Raw genomic sequence first — 16,174 nt, forward strand, 5'->3', positions numbered from 1 at the left:
CGTTTCGATGTTATCTTGGAAAGGCCGGCTTACGCCATGGCCTTCTGCAGGTTCTCGTCGATCTTGTCGAGGAAAGCTGTGGTGGAGAGCCACGGCTGATCGGGTCCGATCAACAGCGCCAGGTCCTTGGTCATGAAACCGGATTCGACGGTGTCGACGCAGACCTTTTCGAGCGTTGCGGCGAAGCGGGCAAGCTCGGCATTGTCGTCGAGCTTGGCGCGATGCGCCAGGCCGCGCGTCCAGGCGAAGATCGAGGCGATCGAGTTCGTCGAGGTTTCCTGACCCTTCTGATGTTGGCGGTAGTGGCGGGTGACCGTGCCGTGGGCGGCTTCGGCTTCGACTGTCTTGCCGTCGGGCGTGAGCAGAACCGAGGTCATCAGGCCGAGAGAGCCGAAGCCCTGGGCAACGGTATCGGACTGGACGTCGCCGTCATAGTTCTTGCAGGCCCAGACATAGCCGCCCGACCACTTCAGCGCCGAGGCGACCATGTCGTCAATCAGGCGGTGTTCGTAGGTGATGCCGACTTCCTTGAACTGATCCTTGAATTCGGTCTGGTACACCTCTTCGAAGATGTCCTTGAAGCGACCGTCATAGGCCTTGAGGATGGTGTTCTTGGTCGATAGGTAAACCGGCCACTTACGCATCAGGCCGTACATCATCGATGCGCGGGCGAATTCGCGGATCGACTCGTCGAGATTGTACATGGCCATGGCAACGCCCGAGCCGGGGGCATCGAAGACGTCCTTCTCGATAACCGTGCCGTCTTCGCCGACGAACTTGATCGTCAGCTTGCCCTTGCCGGGGAAGCGGAAGTCGGTAGCACGGTACTGGTCGCCGAAGGCATGACGGCCGACAACGATCGGCTTGGTCCAGCCGGGAACGAGGCGCGGCACGTTCTGGCAAATGATCGGCTCGCGGAAGATGACACCGCCGAGAATGTTGCGGATCGTGCCGTTCGGGCTCTTCCACATCTGCTTGAGATTGAATTCCTTGACGCGATCTTCGTCCGGCGTGATCGTCGCGCACTTGATGCCGACGCCGTACTTCTTGATGGCGTTGGCGGCGTCGACGGTGACCTGGTCGTTGGTGGCGTCGCGGTTTTCGACCGATAGGTCGAAATAGTCGATGTCGAGGTCAAGATACGGATGGATCAGCTTATCCTTGATGAGCTGCCAGATGATGCGCGTCATTTCATCGCCGTCGAGATCGGCGACGGGATTTGCGACCTTGATCTTGTTCATGTATCTGCCTCGTTCGAGCTTGAATGGGGACGGGGTCCCGGGTGGGTGATGTGATGAGGAGCGCTATAGCATTGTGAACCGGGAACGCAAAGCTGCAACGGGTTTCAGAATGCGTTTTTGCCGCCATTGCCAAGCGCCGGAATTTAGCTAGTGTCCGCCTCAACTGCCGCCCCCGGACATTCGACCATGAAGACAATCGCCATTGTTATCGCAAGCCTTATCGCCTTTTCCGGCGTCGGCCATGCCGCCGATATCACCGCTCCCGTGAAGGAGATCATGGAGGCGACCAAGAGCAACTGGGCCGACAATAACAGCGACTGGACCGACATTTTCGATGCGAGCCGTCTCGACCGTCTCTACAGCCACGATTTCGTCGCGAAATACCGGGCGGCGGCGCAGTTTCCCGCCATCGACGACGACGGCATATCGCCCTTCGACTACGACGTCATCGTCAATGGCCAGGATGCCTGCCCGCTGGAGGATCTGACGATGGCGGCAGCGCCTGTGGTCGATGGCGTGGCCGAGGTGACCGTGCGCTTCAAGAAATCCGCCTGCTCGGACGCGCCTGACGCCAAGGATTATACGACTGTTCATTTCCAAGTGGTCGAAGAGGGCGGCAAAACCGTCATCGACGATATCGTCACCGAAAATATCGAAACGGCGGCGCGCGATTCCCTGAAGGCGACGATGGCGCTGATTGCCAAGGGGCAATAGGCGCGCGACGTTCGAGAGCATCGGGATTCGATCTCGGGTGGTTTGATTTCCGCTCTTACGGCGGTATCTGTCGATCCCTGGGCAGCATGAGGGGCTTTTGCACTTGTTTTCCGGTTTTCAGTTCCGCGACTGGCTGCTTGCCAACGATCCGGCGCTCTCGCGCCTGCGGATGGCCTCGCGGGTGACGCTGACGATCGTCTTCTCCTTCTTGGTCCTCCTCGCCATCCAGATGTTGATCGTGCCGTTGCCGACGGCGGCTTTCGGTCTTGGCATCGTGCTGTCGATCGAGGGCGGGGTGGCTGTTCGCGACAAGGGCAATGCGCGACAACTGGTGACGCGGCTCTTCGGTTGCGTCGCAAGCCTTGGCGTCGTCGCCATAGCGGCGGGCCTCGAGGATCGCCGTTTTCTCTCCGATCTCGTCTTCCTGGTGGTGATCGCGCTCGCATCGGCGGGCCGCGTGTTCGGGCCGCGCGGTTTTGCAATCGGCATGTTCGCCTTTACCTCCTATTTCATGGGGTCCTATTTCCGGCCTTCTCTTGCCGAGCTGCCAGCGGTGGCGATCGGCCCCGTCGTCTCGGTGCTCGTTGGCCACCTGGTGAGAGCCGTGCTCCTGCCGGACGACTGGCGGCGCGACCTGCTGCGCTCGCTCGAAAGCGTGCGCGGCCGGATCAACCAGATCCTCTTCAAGCTCGCCACCCTTGCCGGTGGCGCCGAGATCGGCGAAGCCGACCGGCAGGAGCTGCGCCAGCTGGAAGACCGGCTTAAGGAAGTGGTGCTGATGGCCGAAACCTTCATTCCACGCCCGGCCGGCGGGGTTTTCGATGCCGCCGCCGATCCTGCCGCAGAGCTGGCGATCCGGCTCTTCGATGCGCATCTTGCCGCCGAGAGCGCGATCGTGCTGAGCTTCCAGAGCCCGCCGCCCTTTGCGCTCGTCCATGCGGTGATCGAGGCGGATGCAGCCGAACTTGCACCCTATGGTGTCACGGCGGAAGCCATCAAGGACGAGCCTCAGGGCGAAACCGTGCGGGCGCTTCTCTGGCTCGGCGAGGCGCGGCAGCAGCTGACGCAGGCGATCGGCGAGGGGCAGGCCTCCGGCTTTGCCGGCATCGATGCCGTCAAGGACACTGCGCAGCCTGAAAGGATCGACTTTTCCTTTGCCAATCCGCTGCTGCGCTCGGCACTGCAGATCACGCTCGCCTCGGCGCTTGCCATGGGCTTCGGCCTGCTTCTGTCGCGCGACCGCTGGTTCTGGGCGGTGCTTGCCGCTTTCCTGGTCTTCACCAACACCAATTCGCGCGGCGACACGGCAATGAAAGCGCTGTCGCGCTCGCTCGGCACGGTGTTCGGGATCGCCATCGGCCTCCTGCTGGCGACGCTGATTTCGGGTGAGCCTGATATCGCCATTCCGGTCGCCGCCGTCTGCATCTTCCTCGCCTTCTATTTCCTGCAGGTTTCCTATGCGACGATGACCTTCTTCATCTCGATCGTGCTCTGCCTGGTCTACGGCATGACTGGGGTGCTGACGCTTGATCTCCTGCAACTGCGCATCGGGGAGACCGTGATCGGCGCGGTGGCCGGAACGGCGGTCGCCTTCCTGGTCTTTCCCGCACGCACGCGCGGCGCGCTGGATGCCGCACTCGCCCGCTGGTTTCAGGCGCTGGATGAGTTGTTGAGCGCGATCGGCGAAGGCAAGAGCGGTTTTGCGCTGATTGCGCTGTCGCAGAAGATCGATGCCTGCTACCGCGACGTAACGGTGGCGGCGCGGCCGCTCGGCTCGTCCTGGTCGGTGGTGACGCGGCCGGGCCAGATCCGCCAGACGCTGGCGATCTTCCTCTCCTGCACCTATTGGGCACGCATCCTGGCGAAGAGCTACGCAGCATCGGCCGAGGCCGACGAGCTGAAGAGGCTGATCGCTTCGGATCTGGCGCTGATGAAGGATGCGGCCCCGCGCGGCTCGACCTGTTTCTTCATCGAGCGCAAGGCGTCCGGGACGACAGGGCGGCACCTGCCGCTGTCGCGCGAAGGCGCAAGACTCGGGCTCGAAATGATCGGTTCGGCGCTGGAAAGGCTCTATCCGCAGGCTGATGTCTTGCCGTTTGCACCGGGCGAGGTTATTGCGCGCTCGAAACAGGGATAGAACCATGGCAGGCACGAATAGCGAGCGTCAACTTCTGGCCGAAGGCCCGGCCATTATTCTGGTCGAGCCGCAGATGGGCGAGAATATCGGCATGGTGGCGCGCGCCATGGCGAATTTCGGCCTTGCTGAACTCCGCCTGGTCAATCCGCGCGACGGCTGGCCGAACGAGAAAGCCCTGGCGACCGCATCCAAGGCCGATCACGTGATCGAGGCGACCAAGGTCTACGACACGCTGGAACAGGCGGTCGCCGATCTCAATTTCGTCTATGCGACGACGGCACGCGAGCGCGACGGTTATAAGCCGGTGCGTTCGCCCGTCATCGCCGCCGAGACGCTTCGGGCGAGGTTCCGCGCCGGCGAGGGCACTGGCATCCTCTTCGGGCGCGAGCGCTGGGGGTTGACCAACGAGGAAGTGGCGCTTGCCGACGAGATCGTCACCTTTCCCGTCAATCCGGCCTTTGCGTCGTTGAACATCGCCCAGGCCGTGCTGCTGATGTCCTATGAATGGATGAAGTCAGGCATGGAAGATCTCGGCGCCGTGCCTTTTCAGGCGATGGGGCAAACACCTTCGACCAAGGATCAGCTGTTCGGCCTGTTCGACCAGCTGGAAGAGGCGCTCGATGCGCGCGGTTATTTCCATCCTGCCGGGAAAAAGCCGAAAATGGTCGACAATCTGCGCGCTGTCTTATCCCGCCGGGCCTTCACGGAGCAGGAAATCAGCGTGTTGCGCGGCGTTATCTCTTCCCTCGACCGCTTCTCGCGCAAGAGCCCGCGCGGCGGCCGGTTCCCGACAGCGGCCAAGGAAACACCGCCCGATGACAGCGCTGACGCATGAGCTGAAACCCGTCCTCGTCTTCGATTCCGGCATCGGCGGGCTGACCGTTTTGCGCGAGGCGCGCGTGCTGATGCCGGAACGCGGCTTCATCTATGTTGCCGACGATGCCGGCTTTCCTTATGGCGGCTGGGAGGAACAGTCGCTGAAGGAGCGGGTGATCGGGCTTTTCGGCCGGCTGCTCGAGGAGCACGATCCTGAGGTCTGCATCATCGCCTGCAACACCGCCTTCACGCTTGTTGGTGCCGATCTGCGCGCCGCCTTTCCTCAGATGACCTTCGTTGGCACCGTGCCGGCGATCAAGCCGGCGGCGGAGCGTACGCGGTCCGGCCTGGTCTCGGTGCTCGCGACGCCGGGCACGGTCAAGCGCGCCTATACGCGCGATCTCATCCAGTCCTTCGCCCAGCAATGCCATGTCCGCCTCGTCGGCTCGGAGAACCTGGCGCGCATGGCGGAGGCCTATATTCGCGGTGATGCCGTCTCCGATGACGCCGTGCTTGCCGAAATCGACCAATGCTTCGTCGAGAAGGACAGTCAGAGGACCGATATCGTCGTGCTTGCCTGCACGCACTATCCCTTCATGGCCAATTTATTCCGCAGACTGGCGCCTTGGCCGGTGGACTGGCTGGATCCGGCAGAAGCCATTGCCCGGCGGGCGCGCACACTCGTTCCGCAGATCGCCGATGCCGTTCACCCCGATCATTTCGACTTTGCCGTCTTTACATCCGGCAATCCCGACTTTGCGACGCGTCGACTGATGCAGGGTTTCGGTCTCAGCACGCGATAAGGCACTGCGCGCTTTATTTCACTGATGTCATCGCGCAAGATCTCCGCGGGGAATCGCGGGCGGGTGTTTGCCGTCCAAGACATAAAGGGATGCGTCGTGCCGCTGCAAAGACTTGTCATGCTGATCTTCTTTCTGCAGCCGATAGCCTTTGGCGCCTGGTTACCGCGCATTCCTGATATCCAGGCGAAGCTTGAACTCGGCACCGCCGATCTCGCCGTCGCACTTCTGGGATTGCCGATCGGCACGCTGATCACCCTGCCGTTTGCCGGCCGCCTCGTCTCGCGCATCGGCGGGCGCATGGCGATCATCTATGGTTTCATCTTCTTTCTTGCCGTGGTTTCGCTTCCAGCCTTCGCGCCCAGCGCCATGCTTCTATTCTTCGCCTTGATTGTCGTTGGGGTCGCGCTTTCGACGGTGGAACTCGGCATGAATGTCGAGGCCGATGTGACCGAGAAGGCGACGGGGCTGATCATCATGAGCCGCTGCCACGGCTTCTGGAGCTTCGGCATCATGGCCGGCAGCCTGATCGGCGTTGGTGCCATAGCCCTCGGGCTTTCGCCGCACTGGTCGATCCTGATCACGGCGATCGTCATCCTGCCGGCTGCGCTGATTGTCAGCCTGCGCCTGCCGAAATTGCCGGAAAGTCACCATGCGGAGAATTCGCAGGCAATGACCGGCTTCAAGCTGCCCAGTCTTGCTCTGCTCGGGATCTGCGCCTTCGTCTTCGGCGTGACGATGACTGAAGGTGCGATCGCCGATTGGTCGGCGGTCTACCTCCGCGATGTCATGAATGCAGAAGGCGCGCAAACCGGCCTCGGTTATTCGGTTTTCGCTTTCATGGTTGCGGCGGGGCGCTTCAGCGGTGATTACATGAAAAGCCGTTTCGGCGCGGTTGCCATTGCCCGTGGCTGCGGCATCGCCTCGCTTGCCGGCATGCTCGTCGTTCTCCTTGCACCGGCGACGCCGCTTGCGCTACTCGGCTTTGCCGCAGTCGGTGTCGGCGTCTCGGTCGGGTTTCCGCTTGCGGTGACGGCAGTCGCTTCGCTGACTGACCGCCCGCCTGCTTCAAGCGTTGCGACGCTCTCCTTCGCAGCCCTGACCGGTTTTCTCATCGGGCCGCCGATCATCGGCTTTCTGGGCGAACTCCTGGGCTTGCGCACGGGGCTTGCGGTCTTGCTGGTACCGCTTTTCGTCAGCCTGCTCTGCACACGTTTGCTAATTCCGACGCAGAAGGACATGGCGGGGGACCTCGTCGAGCGCGAGGCGGTGTGAAGCCTTATTGCCCAGGGCTGGCTTTCCTGTGGGTTCTTAAAGGTTTGACGACAACGGTGCCTGCGAATCTGCTAGAGCATGATGCCGAAAAGTGTGCGTGGTTTTCGGACGACATCATGCTCTATTTCTTTGATGTAGATCAGGAAACAGATTTTAGGCCGACCGGGCCTAAAATCATCCTGATCTAGAGACGGGCCGGGAATTTGTAAGGGGAATTGGACGTGCAGGTTGGCATCGATATGGGACTGGCGTCCGGCGCTCCGGCGACGCTCGATATCGAGGAGCTGCTGGCGACACGTCTGCTCGTTCAGGGCAATTCCGGCTCCGGCAAATCGCATCTTCTCCGCCGTCTGCTCGAGCAATCGGCGCAATGGGTGCAGCAGGTCATCATCGATCCCGAGGGTGATTTCGTCACCCTCAGCGACAGGTTCGGCCACGTCGTCGTCGACGGTGAACGCACAGAGGCGGAGTTGGCGGGCATTGCCAACCGCATCCGCCAGCATCGCGTTTCCTGCGTGCTGACGCTCGAAGGCCTCGATCTCGAAGACCAGATGCGCGCCGCCGCCGCCTTTCTCAACGGCATGTTCGATGCCGATCGCGAATACTGGTATCCGGTTCTCGTCGTGGTCGACGAGGCGCAGATGTTTGCGCCGTCGGTTGGTGGCGATGTCTCGGAAGATGCGCGCAAGATGTCGCTCGGCGCGATGACCAACCTGATGTGCCGCGGCCGCAAGCGCGGTCTTGCCGGCGTGATCGCGACGCAGCGGCTTGCCAAACTCGCCAAGAACGTGGCGGCCGAGGCCTCGAACTTCCTGATGGGCCGCACCTTTCTCGATATCGACATGGCGCGCGCCGCCGACCTGCTCGGCATGGACCGGCGGCAGGCCGAGATGTTCCGCGATCTGAAGCGCGGCAATTTCGTCGCTCTCGGACCGGCGCTGTCGCGCCGGCCGCTGCCGATCCAGATCGGCGCGGTGGAGACCTCGGCGCGCTCTTCCAGCCCGAAGCTGATGCCGTTGCCGGATGCGCCTCAAGATGTCGAAGACCTGATTTTCACGCCCGATCCGGAGGAATTCCAGCGTCCGCTCGTGCGCCGCGCCGCGCCGCCGCCGCGGCCGACGACCGATATCCTGGCAGAACTCTCGCGCTCGACGCCGGCAGCGTCAGCAGCACCGGTCGAGGCGAGGGCGAACCAGGTGGAAGTCTCCGCCGAGGAGCGGGAAGAGCGCCTTGCGGGCGTGCTGGCCGAGATACTGGACGATCCGGCATCCGCCTTCCGCACCGATTCGGTGCTTTACCAGGACTTTCTGGTACGGCTGCGCATGCGCCGGGTGCCGGGACCGCCGATCGCGCTGCCGGATTTCCGTCGGCGCGTGGCGATCTCGCGTTCCGGCGTCGATGCGACGACAGCTGCAACCGATGCCTGGGCAACGGCGCTGTCGTTGTCATCAGGTGTCACCGACGACCTGCAGGGCGTCTTCCTGATGCTCGCCAAGGCCGCCGTCTGCGGCGAGCCGTGTCCGTCGGACGCCCGCATCGCCCGCGCCTACGGCACTCATTCCGCCCGCCGCGCGCGGCGCCTGCTCGGCTATTTCGAGGAGCAGAGCATCATCGTCGTGCACGCCGATTTTTCCGGCAAGCGTATCGTCGCTTTCCCTGATATGGACTGCCAGACGGCGCCGGGCGACGCCAACGCACCCGACACGGGCGACCAACCGCTGGCGGCGGAATAGTGGCGCTTTCGGGGTTTGCCGCTGTTGACATTTTCATGACGGGCCTCTAAAGACCGCCGCAAGCACCGGGCAGCAATGCCCGGTGTTTCATTTGACATGTCCCGTGGATCGTTCCTGTTCGCTAACCGGAACATCCTGTCAGGTCTTGGAAAAGACCAGAGGAGGGCGTGTTTCCTTCGCGCGGTTTGGCAACAAACCGCCATAAACCTTTGAAAGGAAATACGATGAGCAAGCGCGAATCGTCCAAGTACAAAATTGACCGCCGCATGGGCGAAAACATCTGGGGCCGTCCGAAGTCCCCGGTGAACCGCCGCGAATACGGCCCGGGCCAGCACGGCCAGCGCCGCAAGGGCAAGCTTTCGGACTTCGGTGTGCAGCTGCGCGCCAAGCAGAAGCTCAAGGGCTACTACGGTGACCTGCGCGAAAAGCAGTTCCGCGCGATCTTCGCCGAAGCCGATCGCCGCAAGGGCGACACGTCTGAAAACCTGATCGGCCTCTTGGAATCGCGCCTCGACGCGATCGTCTATCGCGCCAAGTTCGTTCCGACGGTCTTTGCTGCCCGCCAGTTCGTCAACCATGGCCACGTCTCGGTCAACGGTGTGCGCGTCAACATCGGTTCCTACCGCTGCAAGGCCGGCGACGTCATCGAAGTTCGCGAAAAGTCCAAGCAGCTGGTGATCGTTCTGGAAGCCGTCAGCCTCGCCGAGCGCGACGTTCCCGATTACATCGAAGTCGATCACAACAAGATGGTCGCAACCTTCGGCCGCGTTCCGACACTCAGCGACGTTCCGTTCCCGGTCGTCATGGAACCGCACCTGGTCGTCGAATTCTACTCGCGTTAATGCATTCGTCTCGCAGTCGAAACCGATTGCGAGACAACAGCATGCGCCGGTATACGGAAAGCCGCTCTTTCGAGCGGCTTTTTTGCGATCTGGAGAGAAGCGATGGCAGATTTGCAGGCGACCCTCGATAGCATCTACGCCGATATCCAGCCGCGGATCGGCGAGGGCAAGGTCGCGGACTATATTCCGGAGCTCGCCAAGGTCGACCCGAAGCAGTTCGGCATGGCGATCGTCACCGTCGACGGCAAAGTCTATCGCGTCGGCGATGCCGACACCGCTTTTTCGATCCAGAGCATTTCGAAGGTCTTCATGCTGACGCTGGCGCTCGGCAAGGTCGGCGAGGGGCTGTGGAAGCGGGTCGGGCGCGAACCCTCCGGATCGGCTTTCAATTCGATCGTCCAGCTAGAGCACGAGAGCGGCATTCCCCGCAATCCCTTCATCAATGCCGGCGCGATCGCCGTCAGCGACGTCGTCATGGCCGGCCATGCGCCGCGCGAGGCAATCGGCGAGCTGCTGCGTTTCGTGCGTTATCTCGCCGATGACGAGTCGATCACCATCGACGACAAGGTGGCGCGCTCGGAAACGCAGACGGGATACCGCAATTTCGCGCTTGCCAACTTCATGCGCGCCTACCGCAATCTCGACCATCCGGTCGACCATGTTCTCGGCGTCTATTTCCATCAATGCGCGCTGTCGATGAGTTGCGAGCAGCTCGCCCGCGCCGGGCTGTTCCTGGCGGCGCGCGGCAGCAATCCGACGACCGGCCATTCGGTGGTCTCGCCGAAGCGGGCGCGTCGCATCAATGCGCTGATGCTGACCTGCGGCCACTATGACGGTTCGGGTGACTTCGCCTATCATGTCGGCCTGCCCGGCAAGAGCGGCGTCGGCGGCGGCATCTTCGCGGTGGCGCCGGGCATCGCCTCGATCGCGGTGTGGTCGCCGGGGCTGAACAAGGTCGGCAATTCGCAGCTCGGCGCCGCGGCGCTGGAAATGCTCGCAGCGCGCACCGGCTGGTCGGTTTTCGGCGATTGACGCTGTGTTGCCAGGCGGGTTTCTGCTAGAGCAAGTTTGGAATTTCTGTAGGACGAAGCAATGAATATCGCAGCCAGTATCGCCGACGAGTTGGAGAGTAGCGAGGCCGACACCGGCGGCCATGCGCTGTTTGCCGATGCACCGCGTTCCGTCTCCTTCAACAAGCTGCGCAAGCGGCTGCTGCGGCAGGTGCGGCAGGCCTTCGACGATTTCGACATGCTGAAGGGCCAGAAGCGCTGGCTGGTCGGCCTTTCCGGCGGCAAGGACTCTTATGGGCTGTTGGCGCTGCTGCTGGATCTCAAATGGCGCGGCCTGCTGCCGGTCGAACTCATCGCCTGCAATCTCGACCAGGGACAGCCGAATTTTCCGAAGCACGTGCTGCCGGACTATCTCACCAAGATCGGCGTCCGCCACCGGATCGAGTATCGCGATACCTATTCGATCGTGAAGGAGAAGGTGCCTGAAGGCGCTACCTATTGTTCGCTCTGTTCGCGGCTGCGCCGCGGCAATCTCTACCGCGTCGCGCGGGAAGAGGGTTGCGATGCGCTGGTGCTCGGCCACCACCGCGAGGACATTCTCGAAACCTTTTTCATGAATTTCTTTCATGGCGGCCGGCTCGCCTCGATGCCGGCGAAGCTTCTGAACGACGAGGGCGACCTGATGGTGCTCCGGCCGCTTGCCTATGCCGCTGAGGACGACCTCGCGAAATTCGCCGCCGCCATGCAGTTTCCGATCATCCCCTGCGATCTCTGCGGCTCGCAGGATGGGCTGCAGCGCAATGCGATGAAGGACATGCTCGCCGATATCGAGCGGCGGATGCCGGGACGCAAGGATACGATGCTGCGGGCGCTTTCGCATGTGAACCCGTCGCATCTGCTCGATCCTAAACTCTTCGACTTTTCCACTCTTGGTGTCACCGATCCTTCATGAAAAGCCGGCTACTGCATAATTCCTTAAATCGGAATCGATTTAAGGAATTATGCAGCAATTTAAGGTGTTCCAGCGTCCTTTGCGCGTCTAAAAGACGCGCGGCGCTGTGGGCAGGCTGGCTATTGCATCAAGGCAGGATTTCGTATGACTATTTCAGACCAGGATATTCTCTTTCTCGGCGATTGCGTCCGAGAGGCGGCGCGCGCCGAGATCATGCCGCGTTTCCGCAATCTCGGCGCTGCCGATGTTTCGGAAAAGACTTCGGCAATCGATCTGGTGACGCAGGCGGACGTACTTGCCGAACAGCGGATCACCGCGGCGCTGAGAGAGCGCTTTCCCGCAGCACTCGTCGTCGGCGAGGAGGCCTATGACGCCGACCGGTCTGTCGTACCGGCCCTTGCCGATGCCGAGCTCGCCTTCGTCATCGACCCTGTCGACGGGACGTTCAATTTTGCCGCCGGGCTTCCTGTCTTCGGGACCATGTTGGCGGTGACCGTCAGGGGCGAAACGGTCGCCGGCATCATTCATGATCCCGTTCTCGGCGACACGGTGACCGCGATCAAAGGGGCGGGCACCTTCCTGACGCGCCAGGACGGGCAATCGACAAAGCTACAGGTAGCGGAGCCCGCTAGCCTGAGCCAGATGGTCGGCGGCATGTCGTGGGGGCATATGGATGAACCGGATCGCTCGCGTATCTGCGCCAACATGGCAAAGATCCGGATGACCTTCGCCTTCAACTGCTCGGCCTACGAATATTGGATGGTTGCCTCCGGCAAGCTGCATTTCATCGGCCATACGAAACTGATGCCCTGGGATCATCTAGCTGGCGTGCTCGCGCATCAGGAGGCCGGCGGCCATACGGCGAAATTCGACGGCACGCCCTATCGCCCCGGCGAGACGACGGGCGGCATCATCTCCGCACCCGACAAGGAGAGCTGGCAGCTTGTCCGGCGCGAGATCGTCGGCATCTGATTTAAGGTTCTCCTGGGAGACCTAAGCGTGAGGATTTGACATGACTTCGACTGTTGACGTGACCGTTCTTGCCGATCTGCTGCGCCGTGCAGCAAAGGCGGAGATCCTGCCGCGCTTTCGCCGGCTCGGTCAGGCCGACGTCCGCGCCAAGAGCGAGGCGACCGATCTCGTCACCGAGGCCGATGAGCAGGCGGAACGCATGATCAAGGCGGAAGCTGCGCAACTCTGGCCGAGCGCACTGTTCCTTGGCGAAGAATCGGTCGCGGCCGATCCTGATTTGCTCGGCAGCCTCGAACATGCCGATCTCGCGATTGTCGTCGATCCGGTCGACGGCACGTTCAATTTTGCCGCCGGCATCCCGGCCTTCGGCGTCATGGCGTCCGTTATCTCCGGCGGCGAGACGGTTGCCGGCATCATCTACGATCCGATGGGCGACGATTGGGTGATGGCCGAAAAGGGCGGTGGCGCCTGGCTGCGGCGGCCGGATGGCGGCGCCGAGCGGCTCTCGGTCGCAGCGCCCGTGGGCCTGGAGCATATGGTCGGCATGGCCTCGACCGGCTACCTGCCGAAGGAAAAGCGCGCCGAAGTGCTCGCCAATCTCGCCAAGGTGCGCTTCCTCACCAACTACCGCTGCGCTGCCCACGAATACCGCACCTTTGCGGGCGGCCATGTGCATTACCTCATGTACAACAAGCTGATGCCCTGGGATCACCTTACCGGCACGCTGATCTCGCAGGAGGCGGGCGCCTATGCAGCGCGCTTCGACGGCTCGCCCTACCTGCCGCATCATCTCGACGGCGGGCTGCTGATCACGCCCGACAAGGCTTCGTGGGAAGTGCTGCGGCGCGAGGTTTTCACGGTCTGAACCCGCCGTTCCGGTGAGCACCAGACTGCTGAGACAGTTGTCTAACTCCTCTATCGTCATGCTCGGGCTTGTCCCGAGCATCTGCAATTCGTTGATATGCAGCAGATCCTCGGCACAAAGCCGAGGATGACGCCGAATGGGGAGCGAGGGCTCAATAAACTAAACCCGCCGGGTGTCCAGCACTGTTCCCATTTCAGAAATGAGCAGCACCCGGATCGAGTTGCGGGCTGTCGCCGGGATGGGTGAACAGCTTGCCGTTTTCCGCCCAGAGGGTGGCTGCGATCGTCACCGCGCCGAAAAGCGCGAATCCGCCGAAGAGCGGCTGCACCGTGCCGTTGAACATCTGGCCGACCAGGCCGCCAAGTATAGCGCCGGCCGTCGTCGAGACGAAGCCGGTGATGGCGGTCGCCGTGCCGGCGAGATTGCCCATCGGCTCGAGGCTGATGGCGGTGAAATTGGTGGCGATCAGGGCAAACATCATCAGCACGATGGTGAAGATGCCGTAGGCGATGGCGAAATCCGGCTTGCCGGCCAGCGAATAGAAAAAGCCGACAGCCGAGAGGGCCGTGAAGATCAGCAGAGCAGCGTGCGAGATGCGGCGCATGCCGAATTTGCGGACGAAGAAGCCGTTGGCGAAATTGGCGACCGCGATGCCGCCAGCGGTGGCCGCAAAGGCGATCGGCAGCCAGTCGCCAAGGCCATAGACCTCGCCGAAGACCTGCTGCACCGAGATCACATAGGCACTGATGACGCCGGTGAACATGGTGAGGCCGATCATGTAGCCGCAGGTGATGCGGTTGGTGAGCACGGTCTTGAAACCATCCACGACAGAGCCGACCGACAGCGGCAGCCGTTCTTCCGGCGGCAGCGATTCCTTCAATCGGAGGAAAGCCCAGCCGAACAGGACGGTAGCGATGATGCCCAGCAGGATGAAGATCCAGTGCCAGTTGGCATAGAGGATGATGAGCTGGCCGACGGAGGGGGCAACGATCGGCACGATCATGAAGACGATCATCACATAGGACATCACACGGGCCATTTCGCGGCCACCGAAGCAGTCGCGTACCATGGCCATGGTGGTGATGCGCACCGCAGCACCGCCCACACCCTGAACGAAACGCATGACGAGCAGCATTTCGAAGCTGCCGGTCGCTGCGGCGGCAAACATTCCGACAATATAGCAGGCCAGGCCGCCGAGCAGGATGTTGCGGCGGCCGAACGTATCCGAAAGGCTGCCGAAGAAGATCTGCGAGACGCCGAAGCCTAAGAAGAACACGCCGATGATCAGCTGCGCGTCGTTGGTATTGGTGACGCCGAGGGAATGGCCGATATTGGGCAATGCCGGCAGCATGCTGTCGATCGCCATGGCGACGCTGGCGGTCATGATGGCGATGGTAACGACGAATTCGCCAAAGCCCATGCCGATGCGGCGGGAGCCCTGGTTTTCCTGGTGCGGTTTATGCGGCGGCGTCATGTGGTGAAATCCCGGATGCGAATGAGGCCAGCCGTTCAGACGGCTGGGTTCTGCGATTGGAAGAGGCGGCCCTTCTCGGCGATCAGCACGAAGACGAGCCCGATGATCGACACGACGAAGTAACCGGCGACCATCGGCAGCGCGGTGCCGTCGAAGGCCTGGCCGATGCCGGCGCCGATAATGGCGCCGCCGACCGTGCTCATGAATCCGAGGACGGAGGAGGCGGTGCCGGCGACGTGGCCGAGCGGCTCCATCGCGAGTGAATTGAAGTTCGAGCCGATCCAGCCGAATTGGAACATGGAAAGGCCGAAGAAGGAGATGAACAGAGCGAAGGGCATCGGCTCGGTGCTGGCCATCTGGACGATCAGCCAGATGGTGTTGATGGCGATGAAGCCGATGAGCGAGCCATGCGACAGGCGGCGCATACCGAGCTTGCCGACGAAGCGCGAATTGAAGAAGGACGACAGCGACATGAAGATCGCCACGCCGGCAAAGGCGAAGGGGAAATAGACGCCGAGGTCGTAAATGCCGACATAGACCTGCTGGGCCGAATTGATGAAGCCGAACAGCGCGCCGAAGATGAAGGTGCTGGCAATGGTGTAGCAGAGCGCGACGCGATTGGTCAGCACCAGCTTGAAGGCGCCGAAGATCGAGCGGGCGGTGAAGGGCCTGACATTGGCGGGATGCAGGGTTTCCGGCAGGCGTAGATAGGCCCAGACGGCAATCGCCGTCGCCATGGTGGCGATGAAGAGGAAGATCAGGTGCCAGTTACCGAAGAACATGACGATCTGGCCGGTGCCGGGCGCAATCACCGGCACGATCATGAATACCATCATGATCAACGACATGACTTCGGCCATCTGCCGTCCGCCATAGATATCGCGGACGATGGAGATGGTGATGACGCGGGTGGCCGCCGAGCCGATGCCCTGGACGAAGCGCAGCACCAGCAGGCCGGCGAAGGAGGGAACGAAGACGATGCCGATGGCCGAAACGATATAAACGACGAGGCCGAACAACAGCGGCGTGCGGCGGCCGAAGCGATCGGAAAGCGGTCCGTAGAAAAGCTGGGCGCAGCCGAAGCCGAGCAGATAGGAGGAGACGACGAACTGGCGGTGGTTCTCGCTTTCGACGCCGAGGCTCGCGCCGATCTGCTGCAAGGCCGGGAGCATGATATCGATCGCCAGCGAGTTGATGGCCATCAGGAAGGCTGCGAGCGCGATGAATTCTCGCTTGCCCATGGGCAGGCGGCCCGCGGACACGGCTTGTGAAGAATCTGTCACAATGAAATTCCCATAAACAGGTCAAGGCGCTGCTGGCCGCAGCGCCTCGAACTCAAGAAA

General features: G+C 62.1%; 14 protein-coding genes. 11 read left to right on the forward strand and 3 right to left on the reverse strand.

Going from position 1 to position 16,174, the window contains the following annotated elements; translation table 11 throughout:
• Positions 1-29: 29 nt before the first annotated feature.
• Positions 30-1,241 carry an NADP-dependent isocitrate dehydrogenase gene (locus HX898_RS04475; RefSeq protein WP_138329303.1) on the reverse strand — a complete coding sequence of 404 codons (1,212 nt, stop codon included), beginning with the start codon at positions 1,239-1,241 and terminating at the stop codon, positions 30-32.
• Positions 1,242-1,427: 186 nt separating this feature from the next.
• On the opposite strand from HX898_RS04475, the gene HX898_RS04480 reads away from it, so the two are divergent.
• The 11 genes from HX898_RS04480 (at position 1,428) to HX898_RS04530 (ending at position 13,357) form a co-directional block, all read left to right on the forward strand.
• A complete protein-coding gene (locus tag HX898_RS04480; protein WP_138329304.1) occupies positions 1,428-1,955 on the forward strand; it encodes a hypothetical protein in 528 nt (175 codons plus the stop codon).
• A gap of 97 nt (positions 1,956-2,052) precedes the next feature.
• A complete protein-coding gene (locus tag HX898_RS04485; protein WP_180194094.1) occupies positions 2,053-4,092 on the forward strand; it encodes an FUSC family protein in 2,040 nt (679 codons plus the stop codon).
• A 4-nt stretch (positions 4,093-4,096) separates the two neighbouring features.
• Positions 4,097-4,927, forward strand: a complete 831-nt coding sequence (locus HX898_RS04490) for an RNA methyltransferase (protein WP_012757650.1) — start codon at positions 4,097-4,099, stop codon at positions 4,925-4,927.
• Entirely contained in the window at positions 4,908-5,711 is an 804-nt protein-coding gene (gene murI / locus HX898_RS04495; RefSeq protein ID WP_138329306.1) for a glutamate racemase, read from the forward strand. The genes HX898_RS04490 and murI overlap by 20 nt, the downstream gene beginning before the upstream one ends.
• 24 nt (positions 5,712-5,735) lie before the next feature.
• The gene (locus HX898_RS04500) at positions 5,736-6,983 is read left to right on the forward strand and encodes an MFS transporter (RefSeq protein ID WP_180194095.1); all 1,248 of its coding nucleotides are present in this window, start codon (positions 5,736-5,738) and stop codon (positions 6,981-6,983) included.
• A 221-nt stretch (positions 6,984-7,204) separates the two neighbouring features.
• Complete coding sequence (locus tag HX898_RS04505; RefSeq protein ID WP_180194096.1) at positions 7,205-8,716, forward strand: ATP-binding protein; 1,512 nt, start codon at positions 7,205-7,207, stop codon at positions 8,714-8,716.
• Positions 8,717-8,940: 224 nt separating this feature from the next.
• Positions 8,941-9,558, forward strand: a complete 618-nt coding sequence (rpsD, locus tag HX898_RS04510) for a 30S ribosomal protein S4 (RefSeq protein ID WP_003540107.1) — start codon at positions 8,941-8,943, stop codon at positions 9,556-9,558.
• 102 nt (positions 9,559-9,660) lie between these two features.
• Positions 9,661-10,590 (forward strand): glutaminase, encoded by a 930-nt coding sequence (locus HX898_RS04515; RefSeq protein ID WP_018072276.1) that lies wholly within the window; start codon positions 9,661-9,663, stop codon positions 10,588-10,590.
• A gap of 60 nt (positions 10,591-10,650) precedes the next feature.
• Positions 10,651-11,520, forward strand: coding sequence for a tRNA 2-thiocytidine(32) synthetase TtcA (ttcA, locus tag HX898_RS04520; RefSeq protein WP_138329311.1), 870 nt, complete (start codon positions 10,651-10,653; stop codon positions 11,518-11,520).
• A 144-nt stretch (positions 11,521-11,664) separates the two neighbouring features.
• Entirely contained in the window at positions 11,665-12,492 is an 828-nt protein-coding gene (locus HX898_RS04525; protein ID WP_180194097.1) for an inositol monophosphatase, read from the forward strand.
• 40 nt (positions 12,493-12,532) lie between these two features.
• A complete protein-coding gene (locus tag HX898_RS04530) occupies positions 12,533-13,357 on the forward strand; it encodes an inositol monophosphatase family protein (RefSeq protein WP_180194098.1) in 825 nt (274 codons plus the stop codon).
• Positions 13,358-13,550: 193 nt separating this feature from the next.
• On the opposite strand, the gene HX898_RS04535 is transcribed toward HX898_RS04530, so the two are convergent.
• Positions 13,551-14,831 carry a multidrug effflux MFS transporter gene (locus HX898_RS04535; protein ID WP_138329315.1) on the reverse strand — a complete coding sequence of 427 codons (1,281 nt, stop codon included), beginning with the start codon at positions 14,829-14,831 and terminating at the stop codon, positions 13,551-13,553.
• A gap of 35 nt (positions 14,832-14,866) precedes the next feature.
• The gene (locus HX898_RS04540) at positions 14,867-16,072 is read right to left on the reverse strand and encodes a multidrug effflux MFS transporter (protein WP_003540085.1); all 1,206 of its coding nucleotides are present in this window, start codon (positions 16,070-16,072) and stop codon (positions 14,867-14,869) included.
• Between the last annotated feature and the right edge of the window lie 102 nt (positions 16,073-16,174).

The organism is Rhizobium sp. WYCCWR 11128 (assembly GCF_013416305.1).
Lineage (GTDB): Bacteria > Pseudomonadota > Alphaproteobacteria > Rhizobiales > Rhizobiaceae > Rhizobium > Rhizobium indicum.